17 protein-coding genes and 1 riboswitch are annotated in these 18730 nt (G+C 44.5%); of the genes, 9 read left to right on the top strand and 8 right to left on the bottom strand.

What is annotated here, in order from left to right; all coding sequences use genetic code 11:
- Positions 1 to 121 precede the first annotated feature (121 nt).
- Positions 122 to 1045: an EcsC family protein gene (locus tag ACXHJ1_RS01175; protein WP_457905442.1), complete on the top strand. Its 924-nt coding sequence runs from the start codon at positions 122 to 124 to the stop codon at positions 1043 to 1045.
- Positions 1046 to 1129: 84 nt separating this feature from the next.
- Here ACXHJ1_RS01175 and ACXHJ1_RS01170 read toward each other — a convergent pair whose 3' ends face one another.
- On the bottom strand, positions 1130 to 2398 hold the full coding sequence (locus tag ACXHJ1_RS01170; RefSeq protein ID WP_025679454.1) for an MFS transporter: 1269 nt from the start codon (positions 2396 to 2398) through the stop codon (positions 1130 to 1132).
- A 416-nt stretch (positions 2399 to 2814) separates the two neighbouring features.
- Between ACXHJ1_RS01170 and ACXHJ1_RS01165 the strand changes: the two genes are divergently transcribed.
- From ACXHJ1_RS01165 to ACXHJ1_RS01145, 5 genes are all read left to right on the top strand, one after another.
- Entirely contained in the window at positions 2815 to 4584 is a 1770-nt protein-coding gene (locus ACXHJ1_RS01165; RefSeq protein WP_457905441.1) for a phosphatase PAP2 family protein, read from the top strand.
- Between the two features lie 276 nt (positions 4585 to 4860).
- Positions 4861 to 6267, top strand: coding sequence for a sucrose-specific PTS transporter subunit IIBC (locus tag ACXHJ1_RS01160; protein WP_457905440.1), 1407 nt, complete (start codon positions 4861 to 4863; stop codon positions 6265 to 6267).
- 29 nt (positions 6268 to 6296) lie between these two features.
- Positions 6297 to 8555 (top strand): beta-glucosidase BglX, encoded by a 2259-nt coding sequence (gene bglX, locus ACXHJ1_RS01155; RefSeq protein WP_457905439.1) that lies wholly within the window; start codon positions 6297 to 6299, stop codon positions 8553 to 8555.
- A complete protein-coding gene (locus ACXHJ1_RS01150) occupies positions 8548 to 9939 on the top strand; it encodes a glycoside hydrolase family 32 protein (RefSeq protein ID WP_457905438.1) in 1392 nt (463 codons plus the stop codon). The genes bglX and ACXHJ1_RS01150 overlap by 8 nt, the downstream gene beginning before the upstream one ends.
- Before the next feature lie 214 nt (positions 9940 to 10153).
- Positions 10154 to 10987, top strand: coding sequence for a helix-turn-helix domain-containing protein (locus ACXHJ1_RS01145; protein ID WP_457905437.1), 834 nt, complete (start codon positions 10154 to 10156; stop codon positions 10985 to 10987).
- A gap of 131 nt (positions 10988 to 11118) precedes the next feature.
- Here the strand turns inward: ACXHJ1_RS01145 and queF are convergent, their stop codons facing one another.
- From queF to ACXHJ1_RS01115, 6 genes are all read right to left on the bottom strand, one after another.
- Complete coding sequence (gene queF, locus ACXHJ1_RS01140; RefSeq protein WP_017426398.1) at positions 11119 to 11616, bottom strand: preQ(1) synthase; 498 nt, start codon at positions 11614 to 11616, stop codon at positions 11119 to 11121.
- Between the two features lie 430 nt (positions 11617 to 12046).
- The gene (queE, locus tag ACXHJ1_RS01135; protein WP_107734070.1) at positions 12047 to 12910 is read right to left on the bottom strand and encodes a 7-carboxy-7-deazaguanine synthase QueE; all 864 of its coding nucleotides are present in this window, start codon (positions 12908 to 12910) and stop codon (positions 12047 to 12049) included.
- The gene (gene queD / locus ACXHJ1_RS01130) at positions 12903 to 13394 is read right to left on the bottom strand and encodes a 6-carboxytetrahydropterin synthase QueD (RefSeq protein ID WP_107734069.1); all 492 of its coding nucleotides are present in this window, start codon (positions 13392 to 13394) and stop codon (positions 12903 to 12905) included. Before queD ends, queE begins: the two co-directional genes overlap by 8 nt.
- Positions 13387 to 14070, bottom strand: a complete 684-nt coding sequence (gene queC / locus ACXHJ1_RS01125) for a 7-cyano-7-deazaguanine synthase QueC (protein ID WP_107734068.1) — start codon at positions 14068 to 14070, stop codon at positions 13387 to 13389. Before queC ends, queD begins: the two co-directional genes overlap by 8 nt.
- Positions 14071 to 14205: 135 nt before the next feature.
- Positions 14206 to 14249, bottom strand: a riboswitch (PreQ1 riboswitch).
- An 85-nt stretch (positions 14250 to 14334) separates the two neighbouring features.
- The gene (locus tag ACXHJ1_RS01120; RefSeq protein WP_318300955.1) at positions 14335 to 15039 is read right to left on the bottom strand and encodes an AIM24 family protein; all 705 of its coding nucleotides are present in this window, start codon (positions 15037 to 15039) and stop codon (positions 14335 to 14337) included.
- Between the two features lie 25 nt (positions 15040 to 15064).
- A complete protein-coding gene (locus ACXHJ1_RS01115; RefSeq protein ID WP_457905436.1) occupies positions 15065 to 15505 on the bottom strand; it encodes a hypothetical protein in 441 nt (146 codons plus the stop codon).
- Between the two features lie 309 nt (positions 15506 to 15814).
- Between ACXHJ1_RS01115 and ACXHJ1_RS01110 the strand changes: the two genes are divergently transcribed.
- From ACXHJ1_RS01110 to ACXHJ1_RS01100, 3 genes are all read left to right on the top strand, one after another.
- Positions 15815 to 15970 carry a hypothetical protein gene (locus tag ACXHJ1_RS01110; RefSeq protein ID WP_016821329.1) on the top strand — a complete coding sequence of 52 codons (156 nt, stop codon included), beginning with the start codon at positions 15815 to 15817 and terminating at the stop codon, positions 15968 to 15970.
- Positions 15971 to 16193: 223 nt separating this feature from the next.
- On the top strand, positions 16194 to 16961 hold the full coding sequence (locus ACXHJ1_RS01105; RefSeq protein ID WP_016821328.1) for a hypothetical protein: 768 nt from the start codon (positions 16194 to 16196) through the stop codon (positions 16959 to 16961).
- A 71-nt stretch (positions 16962 to 17032) separates the two neighbouring features.
- The gene (locus tag ACXHJ1_RS01100; RefSeq protein WP_016821327.1) at positions 17033 to 18016 is read left to right on the top strand and encodes a helix-turn-helix transcriptional regulator; all 984 of its coding nucleotides are present in this window, start codon (positions 17033 to 17035) and stop codon (positions 18014 to 18016) included.
- Between the two features lie 41 nt (positions 18017 to 18057).
- Here ACXHJ1_RS01100 and ACXHJ1_RS01095 read toward each other — a convergent pair whose 3' ends face one another.
- Complete coding sequence (locus ACXHJ1_RS01095; protein ID WP_016821326.1) at positions 18058 to 18729, bottom strand: 3'-5' exonuclease; 672 nt, start codon at positions 18727 to 18729, stop codon at positions 18058 to 18060.
- Position 18730: the final 1 nt, after the last annotated feature.

Here is an 18730-nt window from a genome sequence, read left to right as displayed (position 1 = left end):
CGATCTGTACGAATTTTAACTTACTATACATCTCGTTTGCTAAAAAAAGAAACCTGAACTCGCCTTACTTACGTATTATCCATACATAAACTAGCATAGTCAAAAGGAGACGTCTACGCTTATGAAGCCGCTTATAGAATATCGGGAAAGTCAGGATGTATTGCACCAAGAGCTGAAGCAGATTGAAAAGTGGGAGAAGGAGCAGAAGGATATTTTTTTCTGGGAAAAAATCGGCAGATGGCCCTTTATGCTGTTGGATCGGCTGACGCCCAAAATCATTAAGGACAAGCTGGAGCAGTTGCTTAACGAGATGGGTAGCTTCATTCAAAATGGTGGCAAATATTTGGTGAAAGAAGAAACAGTCCTGAGTAAGCTGAACAAGACGGCCCGTGAATATATGATTCAGCAAAATGGTGCAGCTTCCGCCTCGGATACGGAGAATCAGCCCCATTCCGGGGAAAATGCAGATGCAGAACATAGTGCCGAATCCACGTGGGATTTGAAGCAGGCGGCTGAGCTTCCGCTAACGATCATGGATCAGACTGCGGACGAGATGACGTCGGGTCGCATTACCTTTGCCACCGCTCAGGGAGCAACCACGGGAATTGGCGGTGTATTTACAATTGCGGCGGATATCCCTATTTTGCTTGGCTTGTCACTCAAGGTGCTTCAGGAAATCGCTTCGTGTTATGGATTTAACCCCCATGATAAGCAGGAGCGCATTTTTATTATTAAATGTATGCAATTCGCTTCATCTGATATTGTGGGGAAGAAAGCTGTATTAGAGGAACTGGCCTTATTCGATGATCCTTCACGTCAGGCACAGGTTTTTTCCCAGATGCAGGGTTGGAAAGAGGTCATTAACACCTATCGTGATCAGTTTGGATGGAAAAAGCTGCTGCAAATGGTCCCGATTGCGGGCATTTTGTTTGGCTCCATTGCCAATCGAAGCGCTATTAGTGACGTAGCTGAAGCAGGGAAAATGCTATATCGGAAGCGTCGTATTTTGATGCGTTTGGCAGAAGAAGAGAATGAATTGGAGTAGAAGTGGGGAATTACGTTACTTTGCTACAAAACCTTTGCTATAAAGGTGTGCAGCGGCCAATGATGGCCGCCACACGGTTGCCTGTTATACTTCGGCTCCATTTTCTTCCGCCCAGCGATTCAGGGTTTTATCTGTAGGAAGCAGGAATGTTAAAATGCCGAGCAGTGGTAAAAAGCCACACAGGAACATGATGTTGGTGATGCCTACTTTGTCGATCCAATTGCCGAGCACGAGTGCGCCCACACCGCCCAGACCAAAAGCCAGGCCTGTAATGAGACCGGACACCGTCCCGATTTTGCCAGGCACGAGCATCTGTGCATATACGACTGTGACCGAAAAGCTGGACAACATAATAAATCCGATAATCGCCAGCAGGATCGCCGTCCAGAATTGGTTGGCATAAGGCAATAGCAGCGCCAGCGGTGCAGCTAATACCATGGACAGAAAAATCATATTGCGTTTACCAAAACGGTCTGCCAGCGGGCCGCCAAAAAAGGTGCCCAGCGCTCCAGCTCCGAGGAACAGGAAAATGTACAGCTGTGCGTCAGCCAATGGCATTTTAAATACTTCCATCAGGTAAAACGAATAGTAACTGCCGACCGAGGTCGAATACCACGAACGAACAAATACCAGCAGAATGAGGACAATCATGGCAAACATAATACGGCTGCGCACTTCGGGTTTCATGCGGCGTGTCGCCGTTTTTTTGCGTGCAATGCCTTCTGTACGCAGGACGTTACCGTACCAGCGGGCAATGAATGATTGCACTACAATCCCGGCTGCCGCAATACCTGTGAACCAAATAGCGCCAAATTGCCCCAACGGAATAAAAATCCAGCTTGTGAGCATCGGTGCCAGCGATTGACCTGCATTGCCGCCAACCTGGAAAATGGATTGTGCCAATCCCCGGCGTGATCCTGCCGCCATATGGGACACGCGCGAGCCTTCCGGGTGAAAGGCTGCTGAGCCCAGACCTACGAAGATGACTGCGATCAGCACCGCTTTATAATCGGCAGCATAGGCGAGCAGCAGCATGCCGGTCAGCGTAAAGCCCATACCGATGGGAAGGATAGCGGGCGTAGGTCGTTTGTCCGAAAACAAGCCAATGACAGGCTGCATGATCGAAGCTGTAAAGTTGATGGCGAATGAAATCCAGCCGATCTGCGTGTAGCTCAGGCTCATAGATTCCTTCAGGATCGGAAAGATCGCTGGAATGACCGATTGAATCGAGTCATTGAACAGATGGACGAAACTGATCGCAATCAGAATCGCAAAAACGGTACCTTTCGCTTGCGGCCCCTGGAGGGGGAGCGATTGGCCCGTTTCTTTTTTTGTAGCAGATTTAGTAGTCATGGCAACCTCCGGATATGTATGTATATTTTAAGATATAGGAAGCAATCCATTTGCAGCAAATGGCTGAAAGTGGGATAAAGTCCCTATTTACTCATCGCTGCTTGCCCATCCTGCTGGATACTCTTTATTGCTCGATCCTTTAATTTACAACAGATTATCTCGCTCTGAGTGTATGGTATCTGTATAAGATATCCTTTACTTATCATTTTACTCTCTAACATGCATGAGTTGGTTCTCGGTTGAATGTTGTTGATATTCCTCTTACATATAAATAAGCAAGAAGAATTTAACAAAACTAGGCTCTTTATTTAACAAACTTAAGATATGATTCTTTATGTCATACAACTTGTTGTATAGATAATAGCTCCGTAGAAACAGGATGAAGAGCACAAGAGAAGAGAGGATCTGATTTGAGAATGAAATTGCTAAGAAAACCACTATCAGTTGCATTATTATCTGTACCATTACTTCTAGGTTCTCTGGGTGGAAATTACGCGAGTGCAGCAACCTTGCCAACAACAGTAACTCCAACAGAACCGTCGTGGGGATATTTCGTAGATCATTACAAAAATAATAGTTCTGCTAATAAGACGGAAAGCTCCAATCCGACTCTCGGGTTGCTCTCTGAATTTAATAAGCTTTGGACTCCTGGCGCTACCTGGGACACAGGTACCAAACTAAACAGCAGTGTACTGGACGCTAATATTCAAAAAGTGATTGATATTGCTGCCCGTCGAACTTCCAGTGAGGCCGATGCGGCTTATTTGGACGACCGCCGAAATCAGAGCTACAGTGTAATCGACGGTCTGGGTTTGCTGACTGATATATATCGAAAGAAGGCAGGTGCCACGACAACAATCAACGACGTTCCGGCCGATGCCACAACTAAAAAATATGAAGATGAGGGAACGAATGCAGGGGATATAAGCTCCAGTCTCGGCAACGTTGTGAATCTGGTCAATACCTTGCGCGGGGAATACTCTACGACGAACCCGGCCAAATCTTACTTTAGTTATCCTCGTCCGTTCCGTTGGAGCGATAATTCGGTGGTTGTCCCAAGTCTGATCCCCGCTCTCAAATCTGATGCTACTAATGATGGCGGCTTTCCTAGCGGTCATACCAATGCTGCATATCTCAGTTCCATAGCTATGGCCTATGCCATGCCGGAGCGTTATCAGGAATTGCTGACACGAGCTTCGGAGCTGGGCAATAATCGTGTTGTTGCTGGCATGCATTCCCCGCTTGATGTTATGGGAGGACGCGTCATGGCAACGGCGATGGCTGCTGCCATCCTGTCTGATCCAGCCAATAGCAACTTGAAGAAAGCAGCTTACCAGGATGCTCATAAACAATTGCTGTCCCAAAAAGGTACAGCCCCAGATCGTTTCAGCAATTATGCTACGAACAAAAAAAATTATAATGAACGATTAACGTATGGATTTAATCAAATTAACCCAACCACGACGCCAATGACAGTACCTAAGGGAGCTGAAGTGCTGTTGGAGACACGTCAACCTTACCTTGACAGCACACAACGCCGTTGGGTATTGGCCACTACAGGCCTTCCATCCGGTTATCCTGTGCTTGACGATGCCGAAGGATGGGGACGCTTGAACCTGTTTTCCGCTGCGGATGGCTACGGTGCTTTTGCCAATAATGTTACAGTGAATATGGACGCTTCCAAAGGCGGTTTCAATGCATTGGATCGCTGGCGCAACCATATTTCTGGTGTTGGAAAGCTGATTAAAAAGGGAACAGGTACGTTGAAGCTTATGGGTAGCAATACGTATTCCGGTGGTACACAGATCGATCAAGGTATACTTGAAGGTAATTCGGAGACAGCTTTCGGAAGTGGTACAGTTACAAATAACGGGGGAACTCTTCTTAAAAACAATGCTGGAAAGCTGATTGTTGGCAGCAATTACAAACAAACTGCCAAGGGAAAACTTGAACTCAACCTGGGCAGTAAAAATGACGTGCTCAAAATTAAGGGAACCGCCCAACTTAACGGGAAATTACGCCTGAATTTTGCTAACAAATATGTACCAGCTAGCGGTTCGACCATTTTAACCTACGGTAAACGGACTGGAGCATTCTCTTCCATTGAAGTAGCAGGTTTGCCAAGCAACTATAAAGTGAAGGTTGTCTATACAGCTGATCATGTTCAGTTGAAAGTCACGAAGTAACCGAATGGGGCAATAAAAAGTGCACCTTTGGAATACACCGGATAAACCATGAAGTTATCCAGTGACCATTCTGAAGGTGCATTTTTTGTTCCAGTACAAAGCCTATTTTTCGGAGTTATTTATAGCCAAGGGTATAAAAAGGTCAAAATTTGACCTTAATGTAGTAAAATAATCGCACTGTTTGAAAGCGCAGTCATGTTATTCTTAAGAAGCATATTAGTCCAAGTTTTAAAGGTTCAGACTAACTAAGAGGAACAGAGGAAAGGAAGAAGACTGATGAGTCTTGAGAAAGAATACGCTAAAATAGCCCAGGATGTCATTACAGGGCTTGGTGGAGAAGACAATATTATTTCTATGGCACATTGTGCTACACGGTTGAGATTGATTGTAAAAGACAGGGATATTATTGATGATGAATTTATTGAAAATATTGATAAGGCAAAAGGGGTCTTTTTTACCTCCGGACAATATCAGATTATTTTTGGAACCGGTACCGTGAACAAAGTTTACGAAGCGATGGTCGGCCAGAACGTATCTGCTACATCAAAGGCAGAGCTGAAAGAGAAGGCCTCCACGCAAGATGATAACTTTTTCAAAAGAATGATCCGGGTTTTCGGAGATGTATTCGTTCCCATTATCCCTGCATTGGTAGCTACCGGCTTGTTTATGGGAGTTAGGGGCTTGGTAACTCAGCCTGCACTGCTTCAGTTATTTGGACTTACACCGGATGATATTTCTGCGAATTTCATATTATTTACGCAAATACTGACCGATACCGCGTTTGCATTTTTACCCGTGCTGGTCTGCTGGTCTGCATTCAGAGTGTTTGGCGGGTCGCCGATCTTGGGAATTTTGCTCGGACTCATGCTGGTAAGTCCTTCTTTACCTACTTCCTGGGATGTCGCTCAACATGTGAAGGAGCCTCTTTTGTTTTTGGGCTTTATTAAAATCGCAGGCTATCAGGGTTCCGTTCTGCCGGCGTTCATTATAGGGATCGTGGGAGCGATGATGGAGAAAAGAATTAGAAAATCCGTTCCCGAGGCATTGGACTTGATTCTAACACCGTTTCTGACATTGTTGCTCACACTGGTACTGGGCTTGTTCGTGATTGGTCCCATCTTCCATGAGGTAGAGGTTTTAATATTATCGGCCGTTACAGCTATTTTGAAATTGCCATTTGGCATTGGCGGATTTATTTATGGCGGCATTAATCAGATTATTGTCGTTACCGGACTGCACCATGCGCTCAACCTGATCGAAATACAGATGCTGGTGGATGGCGGCTGGAATATGGTTAACCCGATCAGCTCGGCCTCTATTTGTGCACAAGCAGGTGCAGCGTTAGCTGTCGGCCTGAAATCGAAAAGATTAAAAACCAAATCTATTGCCTATCCTTCTGCCGTGTCTGCACTGCTGGGCATTACAGAACCGGCAATTTTTGGGGTGAACATTCGGTATGGTAAACCATTCGTGATGGGCTTGATTGGAGGAGCGGTTGGAGGATTCTTCGCACGTATCTTTAATGTTCAAGCCACAGGCATGTCGATTACAGCTATACCTGGCTTGTTATTGTATCTGAATAATCAAATTTTTCTGTATGCTTTAGTTTGTTTAATCGGTTTTGGTGTAGCATTTGCGTTGACGTGGATCTTTGGATTTAAAGAAAAAATAGAGAACAAATAGAGAATAAATAAAATTTGGTGGAGAAAATCATGGACAACAAAACATTGCTTGAAAAATTGAATAGTCTTTCAATAGAAGAGAAGATCGGCCAGCTCATCCAACTGACTGGTGATTTTTTTGAAGGAGACATGGATACGGTTGTGACGGGTCCTTTAAAAAAATTAGGGCTAAACACGGACTATAATATTTATAACACGGGCTCCATATTAAACATTACCAACCCGGAAAAAATAATCCGGTTGCAAACCGATTATTTGGAAAAATCGGTTCATAAAATTCCACTGTTATTCATGGCGGATATTATCTATGGCTATCGAACCATTTTCCCAATTCCGATCGCTCAAGCATGTAGCTGGAACTATGAGGGGATAGAGAATGCGGCTTCGATTGCTGCTCAGGAGTGCTACGAGGAAGGCATTCATGTAACCTTTTCCCCCATGGTAGATATGGTTAGAGATCCTCGCTGGGGGCGGGTGATGGAATCGCCTGGAGAAGATACCTTGCTGGCGCAGAAATATGCGCAAAGCGTAGTGCTGGGAATCCAGGGCAGCAACTTGGAAGATGGAGCCGTACCAGCTAATAAAATTGCTGCTTGTGTCAAGCATTTTGCCGCTTATGGAGCACCTGTAGCGGGACGTGAATACAATGCCGTGGATCTATCGGAGCATGCATTGCGAGAATATTATTTACCTGGATATCAAGCTGCAATAGAAGCGGGCGCCAAGCTTGTCATGACGGCTTTTAATACCTTGAATGGTATCCCTGCGACTGGAAACGAGTGGCTTAACCGTGACGTACTAAGACAGGAAATGAAGTTTGACGGTGTATTGATCTCGGATTACGCCGCTATTGAAGAGTTAATCATGCATGGTTATGCCGAAGATGAGACTTCCGCCGCCAGACTGGCACTGTTGGCGGGTGTGGATGTGGATATGAAGACGGCAGTGTACGCTAATCAATTGAAGAATGTAATATCTGGTAACGACTATATGCTGGAGCTTCTGAATGAGGCTGTATACCGTGTCTTACAGCTGAAAAATGATTTGGGGCTGTTTGAGGACCCGTTCCGCGGATTACAGGAAATCGTTAAACGTTCAACCAGCAGCATTCTGTCAGACGAACATAAACAAGCGGCACTGTCCTTGGCAGAAGAATCCGTTGTGCTACTGAGAAATGAAAATAATGTATTGCCATTCTCAAAGGAAACGAAGATAGCTTTAATGGGTCCCTATGCAGAAGAAAATTCCACCCTGGGTATGTGGGCGATCAAGGGAGAGCAGACAGACACTATTAATTTGAAAACGGGGTTGTTACAGCTTGTTGGCCCCGACAATCTCTCGGTATGTAGAGGAAGTTATCTGCTACCTCTTGATGCAAGGGAAACCTTCGATAAATATGCGGACAAACTGGCGGTTGAAACAGGCTCCGAGGAAGATCTACTGCAAGAAGCCATTAGGCATGCAAATGAAGCAGAGGTCATTGTCCTTGCTTTGGGAGAAAGTATTTATCAGAGCGGAGAAGGTGGATCACGAACGAATCCGACGCTGCCAGAGCCGCAATTGAGATTACTTCATGAATTAAGCTTATTGGGCAAAAGGATCGTTCTGATCGTATATAGTGGAAGACCTTTGATCCTTACCGATGTTGTTGAAAAGGTTGACGCTATAGTTCAGGCCTGGTATCCAGGAACGATGGGTGGAGAAGCACTGGCTAATATATTGTATGGGAAAGTAAATCCGTCCGGGAAATTAGCAATGACCTTTCCACGTAGCGTCGGTCAGATTCCGGTCTACTACAATGAGCTGAATACAGGGAGACCGAATTTAAAGGAAAATGGATCTTACCGCTTTGCGTCCCGATATATAGATGAAGTGAACGAACCCTTGTATCCGTTTGGCTATGGCCTATCCTATACCTCATTTGAATACAGTCTATTAGCCGTCAGTCAAAAGGAAATAAAAACAAATGAGTCAGTGGATATCCGTATTTCTGTATCCAACACTGGAACGTATGATGGAAAAGAAACGATTCAATTATATATTCGCGATAAATTTGCAAGTGTTGCAAGGCCAGTGAAAGAATTAAAAGACTTTAAAAAAATATTTTTACAAAGCGGCGAGACTACAGTTGTGGAATTTTCAATTGATGAAGACATGCTCAAATTTTATGGGCGTGAAATGGAATACAAGAGTGAGCCAGGTGAATTTGAGGTTTATATCGGTTCAAGCTCACAGGACATTTTGCTAAGCTTTAGTTTTACTTTGTTACCGGAGGATAAACATGAATAAAAGCGACGCTTATCATCTTAAATATCATATTACTCCTCCTTACGGGCTACTAAACGATCCTAATGGACTTGCCTTTTTCAATCAACAATATCATGTGTTCTATCAGTGGAACCCCAAAGGAACCGAACATCGAAATAAATGCTGGGGCCATGTTGTTTCGAGCGATCTGGTGCATTGGCAAAGAAAGGGTGTAGCGCTGGAGCCTTCGGAATGGTATGACAAGGACGGCATTTATTCCGGAGGCGCCATAGTCCATGATGAAAAGCTGTGTCTGTTTTACACAGGAAATGTAATCAGGGATGATGGAGTCCGAGAAAGCTATCAATGCGTAGCCATTTCGGAAGATGGGGAGCATTTCGAGAAAATGGGTCCTTTGTTTGAACATCCACAAGGCTATACCAGACATGTCCGAGACCCGAAAGTATGGAGAGATCGGAACGGGAACTGGTGGCTGATCGTTGGCGCTCAAAGAGAGGATTTGACTGGAGATACGCTTATCTACAAATCTATAGATTTGTCTGATTGGGAATGCCAAGGATCATTTTTGGACCATGATCATGAATTCGGATATATGTGGGAATGCCCTGATCTACTTCAATTTGCGGAAAATGATATTTTTGTGTTCTCTCCTCAGGGCTTACCAGAAGCAGGCGAATATTATAGAAACCCTAACCAATCGGGATATGTTGTTGGGAAATTAACGAGTACAGGAAAATTCAACGGAAACCTTGCCCATTTTAAAGAGCTTGATCGGGGGTTTGATTTCTACGCGCCACAATCATTCAAGGTAAATGATAGAACCATTATGTTCGGATGGATGAGCGCCATGAATGAAGAAGCAGAGAGGGCTGTTCCAACCATTCAGGAAGGCTGGATTCATGCGCTGACTCTTCCTAGAGAAATCGTATTGTCTAACGGTGTGCTATACCAGAAACCATTGCCGGAATTACAATTGCTAAGAATGGACGGTGTGCATTCCAAGGAGAACATTCACAAAAATAGGGTTTGGCTGCTGCCTTCTCTACAGGTGGAGTGCAATGTTCATTTTTCGAAGCTTACAGAGAACTTCAAAATGATAGTCAGAAATGCGGTGGAAATTGACTATGATTCGGAAGAAAACAGTTTAACCGTATGGAGAACCAACTGGTTGACGAACCAGAGAGAGTACAGAAAAGCAACGTTAGCCAGTCAAGTTGCAGGCATGCAAATATTTATAGAAAGCTCAAGTCTGGAGATCTTTGTGAACGAAGGCGAGGAAGTATTTTCTCTGCGTTATTTCCTGGAAGATACGGAACAACGCAGTATGGTGCTTGAAGCAGGAGACAATGAAGGAGAAATTGAGATTTATCAGTTGCAGGAATGTGATGCCATAATCAATCATTAAAACTTTATTCTTATCTTTTACCTGAGAGCTACAAGTAGGCAAGGAAAGGCTGTTCATTTCTCCGTTTGCGAGAAGAACTGCCTTTTTTTGTCTTAGTCGACTGAAGAGATTTCAGCTTGTGTAGGCATTTTACTATCGGTATAGTATGAGTATTAGAGTATATGACTGAATATAATTACTGTTGATTACTCATAGCTGGTTGATGAGGTGTCGTATGAAGAAAATATATGAACATATTGAAATAGACAGAAGAAAAATGATTAACCTCTTTATGTTTCAATCGACAGATACAGAAAGAGTCATCCCTATGCATTTTCACAGTAATATGGAATTAATCTACTGTACAAGTGGAAGTCTTAAGGTGTGGCATGAAGGAAAAATAACCATTTTGATGGAAAAGGATGCACTGTTCATTAATAGCAATGTACCGCATTCCACCCAAAGTATTACGGAAAACCAGGTCGTTGTACTGCAATTTCCAGCTACCTTTTTTTCCAATGAACAAGTATCCATCCAATTAAACACGCAAGAGCAACAAGTTGAACATACTATACTTTCTAAATTAAGAGAGTTATTTATGGATATATATAACCTGCATATTTCCAAAGGGAAATATGACTATATTTTAGAGCAAAGCCGAATTATTGAACTTAAGTATTTGCTTGTTAATCATTTTAGTCAGGCAGCAGACCTACAGCCGGAGGTATTTAGTGAAAAGCAGCAAAAGATAAAGACGATCATGGACTTTATTAAAGAACATTACGCTGAAAATATTAGCCTGGCAAAAACAGCCCGAGTTTGCGGCTATTCAGAGGCCTATTTGTCGAGAATGTTTCATGAATATACAGGTCAGACGTTTACGGAGTACAAGCAAATTCTTTGTCTAGAAAAAGCAATCGATTTATTGGAAACAACGAATAAGTCACTTACAGAAATTTCTTACGAGGCAGGCTTTCCCAACGAAAAATCGTTTAGAAAAGCTTTTAGGGAAGTTATGGGTAAAACCCCTTATGAATATAAAAAATCAAAATTTGATCTGAGTGTGTAAACGACGCCACAAGCGCTATACTCTTATGGATGATTTCGATAGACTAAAAATATGAGGGCTGTCCTTGAGTCATTTTATGACTATTGGGACAGCCCCTTATTTATATTTGTTTGCGAATAGAGGGGATCAGCCTATCGATTATCCACCGTCTCTGGATACATATCATGGTTCATCATACGATGTTCTGCGATTTGCTCATACTTCGTTCCCGGCTTGCCGTAGTTGGTGTACGGGTCGATAGAGATGCCGCCGCGTGGCGTAAATTTGCCCCATACTTCAATGTAGCGAGGGTCCATCAGCTTAATCAAGTCATTCATGATGATATTGACGCAGTCTTCATGGAAATCACCGTGGTTGCGGAAGCTGAATAGGTACAGCTTAAGGGACTTGCTTTCAACCATTTTAATATCAGGAATGTAGCTGATGTAGATGGTCGCAAAATCAGGCTGTCCTGTAATCGGGCAAAGGCTGGTGAACTCTGGACAATTGAATTTTACAAAATAATCGCGGTACGGGTGTTTATTATCAAAGCTTTCGAGAATGGCGGGATCATAGGCAAATGTGTATTGTGTGCCTTGATTGCCAAGTAGGGTAACGTCGGTCATTTCTTCAGGTTTTCTTCCGGTCATGTTGAGTGAGGCTCCTTAAAGTTGGTTTAGTCTGGTAAAAGAGAGAGGGAGTTATGGTGGTGGGGAGGTCGCTTCGCGAAGGATTTGAGCTTCCGATCGCTGTTGAAATGGGATTCTTTCTGATAAAAGATCTATAGGTTAGAATCCCATTTCAAAGGCGAACGCTAACGCTTCTCCAGCTTCAAATCCTCCGCTCCGCTGCTGACCGCCGTCAACACCATAAAGTCCCTACCCGTTTACATGTGGGTTGGGCGGAAATGGAATTTCGCTCCTTATATTTAAGGAGCGATATTTTATTGTGAAACCCCGTCCTCGCGGACGAGCGTTTCTCTCTTTTTATATGGCTTTGGGTGTCGAGGGTGTACTTCGACTAATTTGGTGTATCTTGTGTATCACATACAGACCATCTGGAATATATTGTATATGCATGTTATACACCGCGTTTGTTGCCCCATACGAGGGTGTGGAGCTGCGGGAGTACTCTTACATCGTTGAGCCGGGAATCGTCCATGACGCGGTCGATAAGCCATTCATAACGATGTAAAAGAGACTCTGCGATCTGCCCGGTGTTCTCCGTGTTCACATCTGGATTACCCGTCTGGAGGAACAACGGTACGTGTGGATAGCGCTCATGAACGGTGCGGGCATAGGCGAGATCGGTGTCATCGAAGATGACGACCTTCAGGCTGCATGCTCCAGCATATAGTCTGACCGATTCATTATTTGATTCCTGGGTGCACGTTGTAACTGAGACGTTTGTTGTAGACTTGGACGCTCCAGCCATTTTCCGGTTGGTCAGACGGGCCACGATATCATCCAGCACGTCCCAGTTGGTCGTCATGCCAGAGCTGGGCGGCTTCGGGGATAAGGTCACCTCATCAATATCATACAGCCATTCCTGCCAACGGGAGCCTTGTGTTTCGACAGCTGTGGCAATGCCTTGACTGCGTAACAGGGTAATCAGCGTCCCGAGCTGTGGCAGCAGGGCGGGATTGCCTCCGGAAAGGGTCACATGCGAGAACTGTTCGCCGCCGATGGACTGTAGTTCCTGCCAAATATCAGTGGCACTGAGACGACGGATTTGATCCTTGGCGCTGCCGTCCCAGGTAAAGGCGGAGTCGCACCATGAGCAATGGTAATCGCAGCCTGCGGTACGCACAAACATCGTTTTACGACCAATGACCATACCTTCGCCCTGCACGGTGGGACCAAACACCTCCAGCACAGGAATAGGGGCTGCTTTAGCCCTGTCGGGGGTTGCCATAGGTTGGTGAGTAGTTACAGTATTACTCATCGTACATCCACTCCCGTCGAAATTCGGCGTAGCTGGTAGGTGTTTCGAACAGTCGTACAAATTCGGTACGTCCGCCTTCAACACGATTGCAGTATGCATCCGAGGTCAAGGCTGACTCCATTTGTTCAAAGATCCAGACGACCATATTTTCCGCCGTTGTATTCATTGGAGGAAGCGTTTCATTCAAGTAACGGTGGTCCAGAAAAGGCTCAATTCGCTCTTTCCAGATCGTTTTGATATCACCAAAATCCAGCGTCAGACCTATTTCGCTCGGTATACCGCTTATGCCAAATACGACGATATAAGTATGTCCGTGCAGATTTTTGCATTTGCCTTCGTAACAGTGCAAATGGTGGGCTGCATCGAACGTAAATTGTTTGCTTACGAGTACACGCTTGCGGTGATAACGCAACTGAGAGCGTTCAATGTCTGTCTCGAACTGCTGGAGCTTGTCGACAATACGAAAGGTACCTGGCTCACGCATGGCCTTCAGCTCCTTGGGACGAAGCGCCGCGAACTGCAAGATACTGCTCCAGTCCAGCACGACGAAGATTGCAAGCAGGACATTCGCCACAGCCATCGCCAATGATGCCGTTATAGCACGTTAGTGTACGGGTTCTTACAAATTCAAAAGCTTTCAGCTCATCGGCCATTTGCCAGGTTTCGGCCTTGTTCAACCACATGAGCGGGGTATGAATTACAAAGGGATAGTCCATCGAAAGGTTCAGTGTGACGTTCAGCGATTTAATAAAGGAATCCCGACAATCGGGATAGCCGCTGAAATCTGTCTCGCAAACGCCTGTAATGATGTGGCGCGCTCCTTTTTGCTTGGCGAGAACTGCTGCAAAGCTCAGGAACAAAAGATTACGACCGTCTACAAAGGTGCTAGGCAGTTCGCCTTCCTCTTGAGTAATGTCAATGTCGGTGCGTGTGAGGGCATTCGGGGCAAGTTGGTTGAGCAGGCTCATATCCAGTACCGTTTGCGTAACACCCAGCTCGCTGGCGATTCCGGCGGCAACTTCAATTTCCTGCTTGTGGCGTTGACCGTAATCGAACGTCACAGTTTCTACTTCGGCAAAATGTTTTTTTGCCCAAAATAAACAGGTTGTACTGTCTTGGCCGCCGCTGAATACGACGACTGCTTTTTCGTTTGTAAACATAAAAAAACCTCTCGATCTTCTTGGAATGGTGTAAGACACAGAGTCTTGTCACGTGGAAGAAGGAGAGTTCTTGAACCGGCTTCAACAAAAAACAGGCCTTGCCCCGCAAATTCATTTTTCAATGCGGAGGACAAAGCATCGTTAGTTTTTTATAGAGGGAGTTCGCGAACCTCTCCCATGCGTTATGCATGGATTTTCTTCATTAGCAGCTACCACAAGGACAGACAGCTTCCTTGATAGCATTGCCATTATAGCATGGCAGGGCTATTTGATAAACACTCCACCAAATGGAATGACTTCCCTTAAAAATCGTTTGATCACGCCATCGTCGTTCATATCCTGCTGAAGTCGCCGATGATGCTCACCAGCATGAAATAGTACGGTACCGTGCCCCGTCATTTTAAAATGATAGTTCATATGCTGGCTGGCCAAATGGTTACCATATACGGTTAACTCCAGCTTGGCGTTTTCGGGATAGGCAATGACGCTGCTCGCATCGACGTAGATCGGCTCCGACGGATGAAGCTGTTCTTGACATACCAATCCCTGCGTCAAAATGCCAATGTGGCCGATACCGTCAAATTTCATTTTAATGACATCACGGCTAAACAACATGTTTTTCATGCTTAGCAGCTTGGTACGCATTTGGATGCCGGAGCTGTACCAGAACAGGTTGCGGAAATCGTATAGCAAATCGTCGCTTCCTTCCAGCTTGATCATCTTCAGACTAAAGCCAGGAGGAAGTGCGGCAATTAGCCGGCAAGCGCCTGTGAAATCGGCCTGAATCAGTTTGTGCTTGCGATACATGCCTTTAATATTCATCAGCTTATCACTGCGACCTGAGTTGGGTCCGCGATAGGCGATGATTTGCTGCGGATGCAGAACGTGCAGCTTTTCCCCTTCAGCCAGGTCGAGCGTTACGACCGAACCGACACTTTCATCATGGTGTTGTCCTGCTTGTATGTCCATTCAGACCCTTCATCCTTTCAGGCAGTTAGTATCTTCCCGAGCGTCGACGCATCCCGTAACGTAACAGTCGGATACCTATAAAATAACCGGCCAGCAGAATGACAGCCGTGATGATGAGCATTTTATTTCGGTGTGAAGCCTGATCGCGCTGGGTTTGAAGATTTTTTAGTTCTGTAACGGTGTCGTTCAGCTTGCGATTTTGCTCCAGCAGTTGGGCGTTTTGCTTCTGGTAGGTCTCGATGCTGGTACGGGCCTTTTCCAGGTCTTCCTGTGTTTGGCGGTAGCTTTCCTTGAGCTGATATACATCGCCTGGCAAACGTGAAAACTGCTCAAAGCCTTGATATACATCATCCCAATAAGCAGCATGAGCTTCGGGTACACGGGTTACTCCAAAAATAAACAAAAGCGCTAAAGCAGCGCAGACAATGCGGCGGTACAAAGCAAAGCGATAAGTTGCTCGTGCCAAGTGATGTTCCCCCTTTTGAGAAACCAAGATGTTAGATGTTACAGATCATTACCCACATCACATGGTTACGTACAATATAATGATTTGGATGCAGCTTTTAGAATATATAGACGACAAATACGGGAAAAGATTATCAAAAAAACTCGATTATTAGTTTAAGTGTAACCTAAAACGGGTATATCAAGGAAGCGGCAACATTCCGGCATTTTTCCCAACAAACGAGTTAAGAACCATCCGCACCTGATCAGGGCTTGAACAAAATATATGAACTAGAAATATTAAAATAGATATAGAAGGAGATCTTGAAAGATGAATGAGAGAGAACAAAACTATACAATTTTAAAAATCACTGTAAATGGCAAGCCATTATCGAAGGAGCTTATCGTGGATAGCACTACTTTTGCTCCAATATCCGATATTTGCACAAATACGAAAGTATCTTTAACAGAAACTACGATTTCATAATTTTAAATATAGAAGCAGACTATCATGTAGCCCGGCAAAAGCCGGGCTATTTTTGCGTATTTATGTAATTAGAATGGATGAAAATGTTATTTGCCGAATTAGGTCCCCTTTCATAAAGATTACCATGTATAATTTTCACAATCAAACATATGTTCCCTGACAATATAGTGTCAGATAACACTGTTAATTTAGAGTTACATGTTCTTTTAGGGGGAATTTACCAGTGGTGAAGTCAATGCTCAATGTAACGTACACATGGGACAAAGAGTCTATATCGGCGAATGGGTCCAAACAAGTAAATCTACTGATAGAATGGGGCTATGGGGCTATACGTAAAAGAAAAGGGAATCTAATACCGAAGGCAGCGGGATGTGACCTTCAACTTCAGTTCATTCCAGAAAACGGGGTAAATCTATTAAAAGCTGAAGGGGTGAGGCTCGGGTTTAAACAATCAGAAAACGGAGATTGCATGCTGGTTCACTGTGGTGATGTGCGACGGGGAAAATATAGACAAGCTATTTTAACGTTTTCTATACCGGCTCACGCGTCCGGAAGACATACGATTGGAATGATCGAGTGGAGCTGGCGCAAGCCATCGCAGGAAAAGCGAACGCTGATCCGCACAGACCAGCTTTATATCCATTACACGCATCATCTTGGTCTGCTGAGCATTCCATCCAACCCGAAGGTGGAAAAATACATAAAGCTGAATGAGACGTCCCCAATTGTAAAAAAGGCATTACGTATGTATGAGAAAGGGGAGCCTGAGCGAGGGGCGTTCATCCTTACGAGACAAGCAGATGAATTGCTTATATGTGCAGCTAGAAGCGAAGACATGGATTATCTTGAGGAAGCCGAGTTACTTCTATCCATACGCAATAAATGGAGTGGGTCTTTTGTATCGTTTACTGCGTATAGTTCTAAGGTCTTTTTTAATAAGGAAATATCGTTAGGAGATGTTCGTTTTACGAAGAATAATAGGTTGAGATAGGTAATTGTGCTAGTTTATTTGTGCAAATTAGTGAGTCTAATTTACTATTTTTTTGTAAAGGAGAGACTTCCTTGACTGATCGGTTGATACGTTTAATGCGGATTATTACTATTGTTCAGGCAAATCCAGGAATATTGGCAAGAGAGCTTGCCGAACGTTGTGAAACATCAGAACGTACCATATACCGAGATATGGAGGCGCTAAGCGCTATGCATATTCCGATTACGAATATGGGGCATGGCAAGGGGTACATTTTTATTAGCAATTTTGCTTTGTATCCTCTGAATTGGACAGAAGAAGAGGCAGAGGCTTTTACCAAGCTGGGAGAGATGATGGAAACGATAAAGCCTCTTCTACCGCCAGCTTTTGAAAGTGCTTATGAGAAAGTGATGGCCTCTAGTCAGAAAAAAAAGATGGACCAGACGAGCTTCGCGCAGGAAATGAAAAATATCATCCGGCTCGGCTCGACACTTGATCGGGAAAACCAGCCCTATCTGCTCAGGCTGATTGTTTTGGCGAGTCTTACGCAGCAGACAATTGAAGCGGAATACAGCTCGCCTCAAAATGAAGATGTATCATTGGTGCAAGTAGATCCTTATTGTTTGGTTCCTCAAGATCGGCGATTCTATATGCTTGGTTTTTGTCATAAGCAATCCGCCATGAGAACCTTTCGGATCAGCCGTTTTCGGAATATGAGGATTTTGCCGTATACGTTTCAAAAAAATACATCTGAAATGGAAATGTTTTTTAAAGGCACCTGGTCGGTGACCAAAGGAAATCAAAATATTCGGTTTGTCGTACGTTTCTCTGCCGATTCTGTATATCGGGTCAAAGAAGAGGAGCTGTTCATCAAGCCTCTTCTCAAGGATTTGCCAGATGGAAGTTTGTTGTTTGAGGTGACGGTCAATCATGACCGTGAATTTCTGGATTGGCTCACATCCTATGGAGCTGAGGCCGAGATTCTGGAACCTTTACGGTACCGCAAACGTATGCAAGAAATGCTGCGAACCTGGGGGGCGTTTTACTTCGATAAAAAGGCAGGAAATCAAGAATAACAGGGGGGAGATCCCCCGGAACGGGCCGGGGAGCTATCTGCTTAACGGTCCTTAAACAGGTTGGCGAGATTGCCGAAGGGACTGTACTGCTCCTGTTCTTCTTCTGGTGAGGAGTAGACGAGCTTCGAGCCGCGACTTTCCTCATCGTCGGCAGCATTATGAACTAATGTAAGACGATCAAAATGGTACATGAAAACCTGAGCGGTGTTCACGGCATCATCCAGTGCCCGATGCTGTTGACCGTCAAAGTCAATGTTGCACAATTCCAACGCCTGAGACAGGCTCAACTGACGATATTTTCCATTGGAACTAAACAGACGGGAAATTTGCTTCTGTATATCATTTGTATTATGAATCCAACCGAGATCTACATGATGGGTACGACAATGGGATACCAGCTTCTGACGGTCATCCGGTCCCCATGCGCATAAATAATAGGGCGAATCTGTACCGAGCCAGGCAATAAATTGCTTCACAGCTTCAGGAAAGAGTGGAGCGGCATCAATGTCTCGTTGAGTAATACCCGTGAATTGAACGGTATCTGTAGAGATCACAGGTCGATTCGATGGTCTCACAAAACTGTGAAATGTATCCGCAACGAATAGGCCATCGTCTCCCTGAATAACTTTGACGGCACCGATATCAATAATTTCGGAGGAATATCTGGCGTTACGGCTAACGGTAAATTCAAGATCATAAATAATGTATTGCATA

This window comes from Paenibacillus sp. ALE2 (assembly GCF_054113385.1).
Note: the sequence above shows the minus strand (reverse complement) of the source record. Positions and strands in the feature narration are given on the sequence as shown.

Bases quoted from the DNA above. Each gene is read 5' to 3' on its own strand.
- ACXHJ1_RS01145 (WP_457905437.1), top strand. From the start codon at position 10,154: ATGAAGAAAATATATGAACATATTGAAATAGACAGAAGAAAAATGATT.
- queE (WP_107734070.1), bottom strand. From the start codon at position 12,910: ATGAGTAATACTGTAACTACTCACCAACCTATGGCAACCCCCGACAGG.
- queD (WP_107734069.1), bottom strand. From the start codon at position 13,394: ATGCGTGAGCCAGGTACCTTTCGTATTGTCGACAAGCTCCAGCAGTTC.
- ACXHJ1_RS01160 (WP_457905440.1), top strand. From the start codon at position 4,861: ATGAGTCTTGAGAAAGAATACGCTAAAATAGCCCAGGATGTCATTACA.
- ACXHJ1_RS01170 (WP_025679454.1), bottom strand. From the start codon at position 2,398: ATGACTACTAAATCTGCTACAAAAAAAGAAACGGGCCAATCGCTCCCC.
- bglX (WP_457905439.1), top strand. From the start codon at position 6,297: ATGGACAACAAAACATTGCTTGAAAAATTGAATAGTCTTTCAATAGAA.
- ACXHJ1_RS01150 (WP_457905438.1), top strand. From the start codon at position 8,548: ATGAATAAAAGCGACGCTTATCATCTTAAATATCATATTACTCCTCCT.
- ACXHJ1_RS01165 (WP_457905441.1), top strand. From the start codon at position 2,815: ATGAAATTGCTAAGAAAACCACTATCAGTTGCATTATTATCTGTACCA.
- ACXHJ1_RS01095 (WP_016821326.1), bottom strand. From the start codon at position 18,729: ATGCAATACATTATTTATGATCTTGAATTTACCGTTAGCCGTAACGCC.
- ACXHJ1_RS01175 (WP_457905442.1), top strand. From the start codon at position 122: ATGAAGCCGCTTATAGAATATCGGGAAAGTCAGGATGTATTGCACCAA.
- ACXHJ1_RS01120 (WP_318300955.1), bottom strand. From the start codon at position 15,039: ATGGACATACAAGCAGGACAACACCATGATGAAAGTGTCGGTTCGGTC.
- queC (WP_107734068.1), bottom strand. From the start codon at position 14,070: ATGTTTACAAACGAAAAAGCAGTCGTCGTATTCAGCGGCGGCCAAGAC.
- ACXHJ1_RS01110 (WP_016821329.1), top strand. From the start codon at position 15,815: ATGAATGAGAGAGAACAAAACTATACAATTTTAAAAATCACTGTAAAT.
- queF (WP_017426398.1), bottom strand. From the start codon at position 11,616: ATGACCGGAAGAAAACCTGAAGAAATGACCGACGTTACCCTACTTGGC.